At 73.2% G+C, this 12,858-nt stretch carries 10 protein-coding genes and 1 pseudogene; 6 read left to right on the forward strand and 5 right to left on the reverse strand.

Annotation, left to right across the window (positions count from 1 at the left end; translation table 11 throughout):
• Positions 1-29: 29 nt before the first annotated feature.
• Complete coding sequence (locus IAG42_RS36535) at positions 30-1,433, reverse strand: MFS transporter (RefSeq protein WP_188341916.1); 1,404 nt, start codon at positions 1,431-1,433, stop codon at positions 30-32.
• A 495-nt stretch (positions 1,434-1,928) separates the two neighbouring features.
• Here IAG42_RS36535 and IAG42_RS36540 point away from each other — a divergent pair, with 495 nt between their 5' ends.
• A complete protein-coding gene (locus IAG42_RS36540) occupies positions 1,929-3,575 on the forward strand; it encodes an ABC-F family ATP-binding cassette domain-containing protein (protein WP_188341917.1) in 1,647 nt (548 codons plus the stop codon).
• A 34-nt stretch (positions 3,576-3,609) separates the two neighbouring features.
• On the opposite strand, the pseudogene IAG42_RS36545 reads toward IAG42_RS36540, so the two are convergent.
• From IAG42_RS36545 to mca, 3 genes and pseudogenes are all read right to left on the reverse strand, one after another.
• A pseudogene (locus IAG42_RS36545) lies at positions 3,610-4,455 on the reverse strand (Vgb family protein); the annotation flags it as partial.
• Positions 4,456-4,567: 112 nt separating this feature from the next.
• On the reverse strand, positions 4,568-6,187 hold the full coding sequence (gene abc-f, locus IAG42_RS36550) for a ribosomal protection-like ABC-F family protein (RefSeq protein ID WP_188341918.1): 1,620 nt from the start codon (positions 6,185-6,187) through the stop codon (positions 4,568-4,570).
• A 72-nt stretch (positions 6,188-6,259) separates the two neighbouring features.
• Positions 6,260-7,165 carry a mycothiol conjugate amidase Mca gene (gene mca, locus IAG42_RS36555; RefSeq protein WP_223206493.1) on the reverse strand — a complete coding sequence of 302 codons (906 nt, stop codon included), beginning with the start codon at positions 7,163-7,165 and terminating at the stop codon, positions 6,260-6,262.
• 198 nt (positions 7,166-7,363) lie between these two features.
• On the opposite strand from mca, the gene IAG42_RS36560 reads away from it, so the two are divergent.
• Together IAG42_RS36560 and IAG42_RS36565 are read left to right on the forward strand one after the other, a co-directional pair.
• The gene (locus IAG42_RS36560; RefSeq protein ID WP_188341919.1) at positions 7,364-8,113 is read left to right on the forward strand and encodes a thioesterase II family protein; all 750 of its coding nucleotides are present in this window, start codon (positions 7,364-7,366) and stop codon (positions 8,111-8,113) included.
• Positions 8,114-8,162: 49 nt separating this feature from the next.
• On the forward strand, positions 8,163-8,711 hold the full coding sequence (locus tag IAG42_RS36565; protein ID WP_188341920.1) for a DUF1697 domain-containing protein: 549 nt from the start codon (positions 8,163-8,165) through the stop codon (positions 8,709-8,711).
• Positions 8,712-8,727: 16 nt separating this feature from the next.
• On the opposite strand, the gene IAG42_RS36570 is transcribed toward IAG42_RS36565, so the two are convergent.
• Entirely contained in the window at positions 8,728-9,117 is a 390-nt protein-coding gene (locus IAG42_RS36570) for a DUF3224 domain-containing protein (RefSeq protein WP_188341921.1), read from the reverse strand.
• Between the two features lie 220 nt (positions 9,118-9,337).
• Between IAG42_RS36570 and IAG42_RS36575 the strand changes: the two genes are divergently transcribed.
• The 3 genes from IAG42_RS36575 (at position 9,338) to IAG42_RS36585 (ending at position 12,854) form a co-directional block, all read left to right on the forward strand.
• Positions 9,338-10,453: a cytochrome P450 gene (locus tag IAG42_RS36575; protein ID WP_188342043.1), complete on the forward strand. Its 1,116-nt coding sequence runs from the start codon at positions 9,338-9,340 to the stop codon at positions 10,451-10,453.
• A gap of 138 nt (positions 10,454-10,591) precedes the next feature.
• Positions 10,592-12,025 carry an MFS transporter gene (locus IAG42_RS36580; protein ID WP_188341922.1) on the forward strand — a complete coding sequence of 478 codons (1,434 nt, stop codon included), beginning with the start codon at positions 10,592-10,594 and terminating at the stop codon, positions 12,023-12,025.
• A 97-nt stretch (positions 12,026-12,122) separates the two neighbouring features.
• Positions 12,123-12,854: a PIG-L deacetylase family protein gene (locus tag IAG42_RS36585; protein WP_188341923.1), complete on the forward strand. Its 732-nt coding sequence runs from the start codon at positions 12,123-12,125 to the stop codon at positions 12,852-12,854.
• The last annotated feature ends 4 nt before the right edge of the window (positions 12,855-12,858 follow it).

Here is a 12,858-nt window from a genome sequence, read left to right on the forward strand (position 1 = left end):
GCGGCCCCACTGTTGCGTTGCGGTGTGTCTCAGTGCGACCGGCGGCGCAGCAGCGACGCGGCCACCAGGGCCAGCGCCGCGAAGCCCGCACCCGCGAGGAAGCCGCCTTGCATGCCGCCGCGGGCGGAGACCGTCACCAGGGTGGCCAGGCCGATCGAACCACCCACCGACTGAAGGCAGTTGAGCACGCTGGACGCCGCCCCCGCCTCGCCGTCGCGCAGCTTCGACGTGGCGATCAGCGTCGGCGGCAGCACACACGCGGCCATGCCGGCGCCCAGCAGGACCAGAGCCGGCAGCACACCGGTCGCGTACGGGGCCGAGGAGTCCAGGGTCGCGAGCCACAGGTTGCCGAGGACGAGCAGCGTCGCACCGGCCGCCATCAGGCGCTTCGGCCCGAAGCGGCGCTCCAGGCCTACCGCGGCCAGGGCCGTCGTCGCCATGGTCACCGGCAGCGGCAGCAGCGCGCACGCGGTCGCGAGGGCGGACCAGCCGTGCTCGCCCTGCAGAAACTGGTTGAGGAAGAAGTACGTGCCGATGAGCGCGCCGGGGATCGCCAGCGTCGCCAGATAGGCAGGCAGCCGCTCGCGGTCCGTGAACAGCCGCGGCAGCACGATCGGCTGCTCCGCCCGCCGCTCGATCACCGCGAACACGGCGAACAGCGCCACCGCCGCCGCGAGACAGCCCACCACCGCGGGATCGCCCCACGGCCGCTCGGCGGCCTGCCCGAGCCCGTACACCAGCGCTCCGGCGCCCAGCGCGGACACCAGCGCACCGGCCAGGTCGAAGCGGCCCGGGTTCGGCGCCGTCTCGCGCAGCACGAACGGGCCGAGGAGCAGGATCGCCAGGCCCAGCGGAACGTCCAGGTACAGCACCCACCGCCACGAGCCGAGGGAGGTCAGCGCGCCCGCGAGGAGCAGCCCGCCCGCCGTGGAGACGGCGCCGGTCGCCGTGCACACGGCGATCGCCCGCTTGCGGGCCGGGCCCGGCGCGAACATGGACAGGACCAGCGCGAGGCCGCTCGGCGCCGCGAGCGCCGCGCCGGCTCCCTGGGCCACCCGGACCGCGACGAGGAACTCGCCGGAGGTCGCCGCCCCGCGCAGCAGGGCGGCCGCGGTGAACAGGCCGACGCCCGCGAGGAACACCTTGCGGCGGCCCAGGATGTCCCCGGCCCGGCCGCCGAGCAGCAGCAGACCGCCGAACGTGAGCAGGTAGGCGGTGACGATCCAGGACGTGGCGACGGGGGACAGGCCCAGTTCGGCGCGGAGTCCGGGCAGGGCGATGTTCACGATCGGGTCGTCGAGCTGGATCATCGCGTTGCATCCGGCGATCACGGCGAGCGCGAGACCCGGGCGGGCCGGGCGGCGGGTGCCGGGCGGTGCCGGTGCGGCCCCGGCCGGCGGGGGCGCCGGCGCTTCGGTGGTCTGCGCGGACATGGGGCCTCCTCGGCTCCGGGGGACAGGGTCTGTTCCGGCACCGTCCCAGGGGCGACTCAGCCTCGGCTCAAGCCCCGCTCGAAGCGGGCCGCAGAGCCTGTCCATCGGGGGAGGGGGAAACAGCGGGGGCCGACCAGTGCAGGAGGACCGCCCATGGCACACCTCGAACACCGGGGACCGGCTGTGCCGCCGGTGCCGTTGACACCACACACACTCTCCTATACGCTGTATAGCGATCCTGTTGTCGTCGATCGGAGTAGGACGTTGCTCGTCTGAGGTCCTGAGGCACCGCCGCGTCATGCCACCCGCGCCTTCCCGCGCCGGTGCGCCGACGCATCGTGTGCGACCTCGGCGCTGCGAGCCGTCCCCCGTACGACCTTCTGCCGCGCGGTCCCGACCGGACCGCCGGACCGGGACCCTCCTCACGTCGTCGCACCCGCGGTGTCTCGAACGCGTTGCACCCCCACCGTTCGCACCGAGCAACCGCGAGGCCCCATGACCACCACTCACCCCGACTTCTCCGCGCCCTCGATCGCCGTCGCGGGCCTGCACTACGGCTGGCCGGACGGCACCCCCGTGTTCGACGGGCTCCAGGTCGCCTTCGCCCCCGGACGCACCGGCCTCATCGGCCTCAACGGGTCAGGAAAGTCCACCCTGCTGAAGCTCATCGCCGGGGAGCTGACCCCGGCCAGTGGCACCGTGCGCGTGTCCGGCGAGATCGGCTACCTGCCGCAGAACGTCACCCTCGACACCTCCCTGCGTGTCGACGACGCCCTCGGCATCGCCGCCACCCGCCGCGCCCTGCACGCCATCGAGGCCGGCGACCCGAGCGAGGAGCACTTCACCGCGGTCGGCGACGACTGGGACGTCGAGGAGCGCGCCACCGCGACCCTCTCCCAGCTCGGCCTCGGCCACATCGGACTGGACCGCACCGTCGGCGAGGTCTCCGGCGGCGAGTCGGTGCTGCTGCGGCTCGCCGCGCTGCTCCTGCGCCGCCCCGACGTCCTCCTCCTCGACGAACCCACCAACAACCTCGACCTGCACGCCCGCCGCCGCCTCTACACCGCCGTCGAAGGCTGGTCCAAGGTGATGGTCGTCGTCAGTCACGACCGTGAACTCCTCGACCGCGTCGACCAGATCGCCGATCTGCGCGGCGGCGAGGTCACCTGGTACGGCGGGAACTTCTCCGCCTACGAGGAGGCCCTCGCCGCCGAACAGGAGGCGGCCGAACGCATGGTGCGCGTCGCCGAGTCCGACCTGAAGAAGCAGAAGCGCGAACTGGCCGACGCCCACGTGAAACTGGCCCGCCGCAAGCGATACGGCCAGAAGATGTGGGACACCAAGCGCGAGCCCAAGGTCGTCATGGGCGAACGCAAACGGCAGGCCCAGGTCGCCGCCGGCAAGCACCGCATCATGCACGAGGAGAAACTCGCCGAGGCCAAGGAACGCCTCGACGAAGCCGTGGAAGCGGTCCGCGACGACGACGAGATCCACATCGACCTGCCCAGCACCGCGGTCCCCCAGGGCCGCACCGTGCTCACCCTGCGCGACCTGGAACTGGCCTACGGGGCGCGCGTGGACGGCGAGTTCGAGCTGCGCGGACCCGAGCGGATCGCGCTGGTCGGACGCAACGGCGCGGGCAAGACGACCCTGCTGCGCACCATCACCGGGGAACTGGCCCCGGTGGCGGGCGAGGCCACCGCCCACGTGCCGCTGCGTTTCTTGCCACAGCGGCTCGACGTGCTCGACGAGGAGGCGAGCGTCGCCGACAACGTGGCCCGGTTCGCCCCGCACGCCACCAACAACCGGATCCGCTCACGCCTCGCCCGGTTCCTCTTCCGCGGCGCCAAGGCCGACCAGCAGGCCGGGACGCTCTCCGGGGGCGAACGCTTCCGGGCCGCCCTCGCCGCGCTCATGCTCGCCGAGCCCGCCCCGCAGCTCCTCATGCTGGACGAGCCGACGAACAACCTCGACATGGCCAGCATCCGCCAGCTCACCACCGCCCTGGCGTCCTACGAGGGCGCCCTGGTCGTGGCCAGCCACGACCTGACCTTCCTGGACTCCATCGGCATCACCCGCTGGATCCTCCTGGACGGCGAGCTGCGCGAGACCGACCCCGAGGAGGTGCGGGCGATCCGGTGAGCCCGCGAGCGGGGCCCACCGGACCGGCGGCGGGTCAGGGCGTCATGCGGACGACCTGACCCGTCTCCAGCGCCACGTGCACCGCCCCGTCCGGTGCCACGGCCACTCCGTGCGGTTCGGCGCCGGGGCCCGGGAGTTCGTATTCCTCGACGCACCCGTCGGGCGTGACGGAGCCGACCCGGCCGGTCGCCCACTCGGTGAACCAGCACAGACCCCGGCCGGGATCGGCGGTCACGGCGTGCGGCCGGCAGGCGCGGTCCGGGAGCGGGAACTCCCGGACCGTGCCGTCGGTCGCCATCCGCCCCACCTGGCCCGCGCCGATCTCCACGAACCACAGCGCTCCGTCCGCCCCGGCCGTGATCCCGACCGGCGCCGCCTGCGCGGTCGGCAGGGCGTGGACCGTGACGTCCCCGCCGAGCCCGATCCGGCCGATCGCGTCCACCCGGTTGAGCGTGAACCACAGGGCGTCGTCCGGGCCGGCCGTGATGAACGAGGGGAACGCGCCCGACAACGGCAGCTCGAACCAGCCCACCTCACCGTCCACCGTGATCCGGCCGATCCGGTCGGTGTTCATCTCGGTGAACCACAAGGCGCCGTCCGCGCCCGCCGCGATCCCGAACGGCCCGCTGTCCGGCGACCCGCCCGCGTAGGAAGTGGACCGGCCGTCCACGGTGATCCGCCCGACGCGCCCGTCCCGGGCCCGGGTGAACCACAGCGCGCCGTCCGGGCCCGCGGTGATGACCGACGGGCCGCACGACTCCGAATCGAGGGCGTGCCGCTCGATCCCGCCCGACTCCGTCAGACGCGCGATGCCCCCGCAGTGCACGAGCGTGCACCACAGGGCGCCGTCCGGGCCGGTGGTGAGGGAGTAGGGGCCGGACGCACGCGAGGGTCCGCGACATGCACCTGCTCGAAGACGACACCGGACCGGGACATGGGTGGCTCCTTGCCTGAGGGGTGGGGGGATGAGGAGGAGTGGTGGTGCGGGCGGCTCAGACCTGGACGGCCTGGACCGCCGACGTCGACACGGTCAGCTGTCTGCCCCGCCAGCGCTCGCGCAGCAGCCGGTCGTGGCTGACCACGACGAGCGCGCCGTCGAAGCCGAGCAGCGCCGCCTCCAGCTCCTCCACCAGCGCGGGGGAGAGGTGGTTGGTCGGCTCGTCCAGGAGCAGGACGTCCCAGGGCCGGGTCACCAGCCGGGCCAGCGCGAGCCGCTGCCGCTGCCCGGTGGACAGCCCCCGCACCTGCACCGAGAGCTGCTCCGCGTCGAACAGGCCCAGGGAGAGCAGCAGTTCACGGTGCTCCTCGGCCGGCCCCGTACGGCCGCGCGCGAACGCGGCCAGGAGCGTCTCCCCGGGCCGGCCCGGCTCCGGCTCCTGCGGCAGATGGCCCACCCGCCCCTGGCGGGTGACCGTGCCGGTGTCCGGGGCGAGGCGCCCGGCCAGGACGTCCAGAAGCGTGCTCTTGCCCGCCCCGTTCGGCCCCGTGATCAGCAGCTTCTCCCCGGCTTCGAGCGTGAGGCCGATCCGGCCCAGACGCCCCTCCACGCCGACACCGGCCGCGTCGAGCGCACAGCCGCGCACCTGCCCGGACCGCATCACGGGCGCGAAGTGCAGCGGCTCGGGCGGCGGCGGCACCGGACTCTCGAGCAGTCGGCGCAGCTTCTCCTCGGCCTGCCGCACCCGGCCGGCCAGCGACTGCTGCACCCGTCCGGCCGCCCGGTCGTAGGCCATCTTGTTGCCGTCCTTCATGGCCCGCCCCGGCGCCACCCGGCGGGCGGTCGTCGCGGCCGCCTCGCGCAGCCCGGCCACGTCCGTCTCCCACTGCGCGTGCGCCTGAGCCCAGCGCTCGCGGGCTGCCGCCTTCTCCGTGAGATAGCCCGCGTAGCCGTTGCCGTAGCGGACGACGGTGCGGCGGTCGGCGTCCACCTCGAGCAGCGTCGTCGTCACCCGCTCCAGGAACATGCGGTCGTGCGAGACCGCGACCGTCGTGCCGCGGCGGGTGCGCAGATGCTCCTCCAGCCAGAGCAGCGCGCCCTCGTCGAGATGGTTGGTGGGTTCGTCGAGCAGCAGCACCTCGGGGCCCGCCGCCAGCACGGCCGCGAGCCGCAGCCGCACCTGCTCGCCGCCCGACAGGCTCCCCACGCCGCGCCCGCGCTCCAGCAGGCCGAGGCCCAGACCGTGCAGGGCGCGCTCCACGCGGGCGTCCGCCTCGTAGCCGCCCCGCAGTTCGAATGCCGTCGACAGCTCCCCGTACTCGGCCAGGACACTCTCGTCGCCGTCGGCCATCGCGGCCTCGAGGCGGCGCATCCGCTCCTCGACGGCGCGCAGATCGCCCAGAGCGCGGTCGATCACGTCCTGGACGGTGAGCTCCGCGGGGAGCCGCTCGGACTGCGCCAGATGACCGACACCGCCGTCCGCGTGGACGACGACCTCGCCCTGGTCGCACTTCTCGACCCCGGCCAGCAGCCGCAGCAGGGTGCTCTTTCCCGAACCGTTCTCCCCGACGATCCCGACCCGCTCGCCCACCGGGAGCGAGCACGTGACGTCGTCGAGGACGACCCGGCCGTCGAAGGCCTTGGTGACGGAACGGACGCTGATCTGCGTGGGCATGCCCCTCCACGGATACGACTACGGATGAGTTGAGACGCTTGCACGCGGTCGTTGCCGCGAGCAACCGGAGCGTCACATACCGGCCATCACGGGCGGACGGCCGGCACCGGCCGTCGTCACCCCCGCGAACAGGTCGTCCTCCGGCAGGGCGACCGGCACCAGCGACCGCGCCAGGGTGTAGTCCTCGGTCGGCCACACCTCCTGCTGCAGCGGCGTCGGCACCGCGAACCACACCCCGTCCGGATCCACCTGCGACACATGTGCCCGCAGGGCCCGGTCCCGCACGGGGAACCAGGCGGCGCACGGCACCCGCGTGGTGATGTCCGGCCGGCGCACCGGCTCGCAGGGCAGCGGCGCGTACGGCGCCGTGCTGCCGCGCCGCAGCAGCGCACGGTGCAGCGCCGCGCTGCGCTCCGGGTGCGAACCGTGGTTGTAGTACAGCTTCAGCGGCTGCCACGGCGGACCCGCCCCCGGATGCGCACCGCCGTCACCGGCCGCCTCGAACGCGGCCACCGCGATCCGGTGCGCCATCACGTGATCGGGATGCGGATAGCCGCCGTCCTCGTCGTACGTCGTCACGACGTGCGGCCGGAACCGGCGGATCAGCCGCACCAGACGCCCCGTCGCCGCGCCCGGATCGGCCCGGGCGAAGCAGCCGGCCGGCAGCGGCTCGCCGTGCTCCGGCAGCCCGGAGTCCCGGTAGCCGAGCCAGGTCTGGCGCACCCCGAGGATGCGCCGGGCGCGCGCCATCTCGCGGGCGCGGACCGTCGCCATGTCCACCGGTCCGGGCGGCCGCGGACAGGACGGGTTGAGGAAGGAACCCCGCTCACCGCCCGTGCACGTGACCACCAGCACGTCGACCCCCTCGGCCGCGTAGCGCGCCGTCGTCGCCGCGCCCTTGCTGGATTCGTCGTCGGGGTGCGCGTGCACCGCCATCAGCCGTGGCCGGGCGGCGACCCGCGCGAGAGCTCCGGACATCCGTACTCCTCCCTGGGCCTGCGGTCCTGGACGTCCCCCGGGCGACGCTAGGAACGACGCCTCGAGCGCCCCTCGAGAACGCCCGGAGCGCACCGCGAGAACCGCTGCAGAATCCGGGCCGGGAGCGCACGGATGCGTAGGGTCCGCGGCAGTGCGGGGACCGGCGGACGGGCCCCGTGGCGGACCCGAGGGGGAAACATGAGCGGCACGTCCGTGCGCCTGTTCTGTCTGCCGTACTGCGGTGCCTCGGCGGGCGTCTATCTGCCCTGGCGCGACCGGCTCGCGCCGCACCTGACCGTCACACCCCTCGAACTGCCGGGCCGGGGCTCCCGGCTGGGCAAGGACCCGTGCTCCGGCATGGAGACGCTGCTGCACGACCTGGTGCCCACGGTGGCCCGCCTGTGCGACCGCCCGTTCGCCCTCTTCGGCCACGGGCTCGGTGCCCTGCTGGCCTACGAGATCGCGGCGCGCCTCGAATGGGACCACGAACTCGTCGCCGAACGCCTCTACGTGTCCGGCCAGGCGGCCCCGCACCTGCCGGTCCGCCAGGACCCGCTCACCGGCCTGCCCGACGACGCGTTCCTGGCCGCGGCCGCCCGCCACCCCGGCGTCCACCCCGCGGTCCTGGGCGACCCGGCCCTGGCCCGGCTCCAACTGCCGGTGCTCCGCGCGGACTTCGCGCTCGCCGAGTCGTACGAGGAAGGACTCGACAACAGCGTGCACGCCCCGCTCACCGCGACGGCCGGCCTCGACGACCCGACGGTGCTCGGCGACGAGCTGAGCGCCTGGCGGGCCTACACACACCGTTCCTTCCGCGTCCGCCGCTTCGCCGGCGGCCACTTCCACTGGCGCACCCGCGAACAGCCGCTGCTCGACATGTTCGTCGAGGACCTGTCGCGCAGGAACGACGCGAACCACCGCTTCCCGGTCGCGGAACGGACCTTCTGAAGCCGCGTGAGAGCATGACGCCCCCGAACAGACCGACGCGAAGGCCGGCATGACGACTGATCAGATCCACATCGCGTTCCTGCGCGCCGTCAACGTGGGCAGCCGCAAGGTCGAGATGGCCCGGCTGCGCGAGGTGCTCACCGGGCTCGGCCTCGGCTCCGTACGCACCTACATCGCGAGCGGGAACGCCTTCTTCACCAGCGCGGACAGCGACCCCGAGCGCCTCGTCGCCCTCATCGAGCGGGCCCTCGAGGACGCCTTCGGGTTCGAGATCCCCACGATCCTGCGCACGGCGGATCAACTGCGCGCGGAACTGGCGGCGGCGCCGTTCGGCAAAACCCCACCGGCCGCGGACGAGCGCTTCTCCATGCTCTACGGATCGGCGCCCCTGACCGGCACCGACCTCCCCGTCCGTTCCCCCAAGGGCGACTGGGAGGTCCTCGGCACGCACGGCGGCACGGCGTTCGTACGCTGGCGGCTGCTGGGCGGCCGGCCCGTCAACCCCGCCCCCGTCATCGAGAAGATGTTCGGGGTACGGGCGACGGGCCGGTTCTTCCACACCTCGCAGAAGATCCTGGCCGCCGCCGAGAAGAACTGACCCCCGGGATCCCGCCCTACGGGAACTCGACCGTCAGGTCGAGCGTGCCGTGGCCGAGCGAGCCCTCGCCGCTCACGCCCGCCAGCTCGCCCGTGCCGGAGCCGGGCACGATGCCCGCCCACGTCACCGGCTCACCGCTGCCGACCTGCGTCGCCCGGTGCTCGAGCACGAACGTGCCCGTGCGCCCGCCCATCGTGCCGGTGACCCGCTCCTGCGCCACGTACGCGGCACCGCCGGGGCCCTGGGTCGTCGCCATGTGACCGGTGGCGGTGCCGAGCACATCGCCTTCCGTGTACGTCTTGGCGAGCTCGACGCGGGCCGTGACCGGACCGCCGTCGACCTTCTCGTCGTCCACGCCGTCCCACACGTCGACCACGAACGTGGCCTGAATCCGTAGCTGAGTCATGGGCGGGAGTATCCCGGCGCGACCTTCCCTCCGATGCTCCCGATTGAGCAGGCAGCCGGCGCGCGGGTCGCTAGCGTGACGCCGCGTCACGGCGGGAACCCCGAGGAGGCGGTCGACAGTGAGCACCGAAGTGGAAGCGACGGCGGGCGAGCACCCCCAGGCGGCACCGGCCGCCTACCCCTTCACCGGCGGGGAGGGGCTCGAGCTCTCGTACTCGTACATGAAGCTCATCGAGGACGGCGCGCCGATCCGCGTCCAGCTGCCGTTCGGCGAGCCCGCCTGGCTCGTCACCCGGTACGAGGACGCCCGCTTCGTCCTGACCGACCGGCGTTTCTCCCGCAACGAGGCCACCCGGCGCGACGAGCCGCGCATGACCCCCCGGCCCGTGCCCGAGTCGATCCTGACGATGGACGCGCCGGACCACACGCGGCTGCGCACCCTGGTGTCCAAGGCGTTCACCCCGCGCCGCATCGAGGGCAAGCGCGCCTGGATCGGCGAACTGGCCGCCGGACTCGTCGAGGACATGAAGGCCGCGGGCCCGACCGCCGAACTCGTCGGCTCCTACGCGCTCGCCATCCCGGTCACCGTGATCTGCGAACTGCTCGGCGTGCCCGCCGAGGACCGCGCGCAGCTGCGCGCCTGGTGCGACGCCGCGCTGTCCACGAACGAGCTGACCGACGAAGAGTGCGTGCAGAGCTTCATGGATCTGCAGAAGTACTTCGAGGACCTGATCGCGCAGCGCCGCGAGACGCCCCGCGACGACCTCACCAGCGCCCTCATCGAGGCCCGCGACGCCCACGACCGGCTGGACGAGCAGGAGCTCATCGGGCTGTGCATCGCGACGCTCATCGGCGGCTTCGAGACCACCGCCAGCGAGATCTCCAACTTCGTCCACGTGCTCCAGCAGCGCCGCGAGCTGTGGACGCGCCTGTGCGAGAACCCCGACTCGATCCAGGTCGCCGTCGAGGAACTGCTGCGCTTCGTGCCCTTCGCCGCCAACGGCATCTCCCCGCGCTACGCCCTGGAGGACCTCACCGTCGGCGAGACCCTGGTCCGGGCCGGCGAACCGGTCGTCGTGGACACGAGCATCGTCAACCGCGACGAGAGCGTCTTCGAGAACGGCCACGAGGTCGTCCTCGACCGCGCCGACAACCGGCACATGGTCTTCGGCCACGGCGCCCACCACTGCCTGGGCGCGCACCTGGCCCGCGTCGAGCTCCAGGAGGCGCTGAAGGCGCTCGTCATCGGTATGCCGGGGCTGCGCCTGAACGGCGAGATCACCTGGAAGTCGGACATGATCATCCGCGCTCCGAAGACGCTGCCCGTCACCTGGTGACCGGGGGCCGCCCCCACCGGGGCGGATCCGCCGCCGAACGTGTGCTGTTTTGAGCATCGCGTTCGCGGGCCCCCTCCCTACCGTGGCCCCGGCCGAGTCTGCCCGGACGGCGGCTGTGACACGAGGATCAGGAGAGTTATGACCACCAGCACCGCGGACGGCAGGCCGACCGCCGAGGACAGTTCCGCCCAGGGCCCCCGCTCCCTGGTCGTCAGACTGATCCTCGTCACCCTGCTGATGGCCGAACTGCTCATCCAGGTCGACCAGACCATCGTCAACGTGGCCCTGCCCTTCATCCAGCGCGACCTCGACTTCACCGAGTCGGGCCTGCCGTGGGTCGTCAACGCCTACGGCCTCCTGTACGGCGGACTGCTGCCGCTGGGCGGCCGGATCGGCGACCTGTTCGGCCGGCGCCGCGTCCTGGTCACCGGTGTCACGATCTTCACCGTGGCCTCCGTCGTGTGCGGCTTCAGCACCGACCCGACCGTCATGGTGATCGCCCGTGCCGTGCAGGGCCTGGGCGGCGCGCTGACCGCGCCGGTCGTCCTCTCGCTGATCATCACCTCGTTCGCCGAGGGCCCCGAGCGGCAGCGGGCGTTCGCCCTGTGGGGCAGCACGCAGGCGGCGGGCGCCTTGTTCGGTCTCCTCGTCGGCGGCCTGCTGACCTCCGGCCCCGGCTGGGAGTTCAGCTTCTTCGCCGCCGTCCCGATCGGCGCGCTCGTCGTCGTCCTGGCCATGACGACGCTCAAGGAGAGCCGCGCCGAACAGCGGCCCAGCCTGGACGTGGCGGGCGCGGTCACCATCACGGCCGCCCTGCTGATGACGGTCTTCGTCTTCCTCGACACCCAGCGTCCGTGGACCTCCCCGCTGCGCGGCGGCCTGCTGGTCCTCGCCGCCGTGCTCCTCGGGGTCTTCCTGCTCGTCGAGCGGCGCCAGGCCCACCCGTTCCTGCCCCTGCACGTGTTCCGCCGCCGCAACACCAGCGGAGCCCTCGGCATCATGATGATCTTCGGTGCCACGCAGATGAGCTACTTCTTCTTCGTCACCCTCTACCTCCAGGAGATCCTCGGGTTCTCCGCACTGCAGACCGGCCTCGCCTACCTGCCGCTGATCGCCACCCTGCTGGTGTTCGCGCAGATCTGCATGAAGACCGTGGCCCGCGTCGGACTGACCCGGATGCTGATGACCGGCCTGTTCTGCCTCGGGCTCGGCATGGGCTGGCTGGGCCTGGCCGCGTCGTCGACGAGCTTCGTCGCCACCGTCCTCGGCCCCACGATCATCTCCGGCATCGGCCTCGGCCTGACGATGATGCCGGCCGGCACCATCGCCACCAGCGGCGTCGACCCGGCCGACGCGGGCGCCGTCTCCGGCCTGTTCAACACCGCGATCCTGGTCGGCGGCTCGCTGGGCCTGGCCGTCCTCACCACCGTCACCCAGGCCGTCGGCGGCCTCGACGGCACGCACGGCTACACCGTCGCGTTCCTGTGCAGCGCGGGCCTGGCCGCGGCCGCGATCCTCATCGCCGCCCTCGTCGTCCGCGTCCCCGCACCCGCCGAAGCCGACGCCGCCTGACCCACCCCGCCCAGGAACACCACGCGCACACCGGGCCGTCGTCCACACGGACACGGCCCGGCCCGCGCGGCTGCCCCGTCCACCGGGAAGGAACCCCATGGCCGACACACTCCTCGAACTGCCCGACGACTTCAGCCGCGTCCTCGCGATCGTCGCCCACCCCGACGACATCGAGTTCGGCGCCGGGCCCGCCGTGGCCGCCTGGACCGCGCGGGGGATCGAGGTGGCCTACCTCCTCGTCACCCGCGGCGAGGCGGGCATCGACGGCCTCGACCCGGCCGAGTGCGGGCCGGTGCGCGAGGCCGAACAGCGCAAGGCCGCCGCCGAACTCGGCGTCCAGCAGGTCGACTTCCTCGACGGGTACACCGACGGCACCGTCACCTACGGGCCCGGACTGCGCCGCGACCTGGCCCGCGCCGTCCGCCGCCACCGCCCCGAGCTCATCGTGACGTTCAACCACCACGACACCTGGGCCTCCGGCGCGTGGAACACCCCCGACCACCGCGACGTCGGCCGCGCCGCCCTCGACTCCGTCGCCGACGCCGCCAACCGCTGGATCTTCCCCGAACTCCTCGACGAGGGCCTCGAGCCGTGGCGGGCCGGCAAGGTGGCCGTCGCCGGATCGCCGCGCCCCACCCACGCCGTCGCCGTCGACGACGCCGCCCGCGACCGCGCCGTGCGCTCGCTCGCCGCCCACGACCGCTACCTGCGCTCGCTGAGCGACGACGAGCCCGCCGAGCGCGCCCGGTTCATCCTCGACCACCTGCTCGCCGCCACCGCCCCCCGCTTCGGGGGCCGAGGCGGCGTCTCCTTCCAGATAGGCGGGTGACCCC

Source organism: Streptomyces xanthii (assembly GCF_014621695.1).
GTDB classification, from domain to species: domain Bacteria; phylum Actinomycetota; class Actinomycetes; order Streptomycetales; family Streptomycetaceae; genus Streptomyces; species Streptomyces xanthii.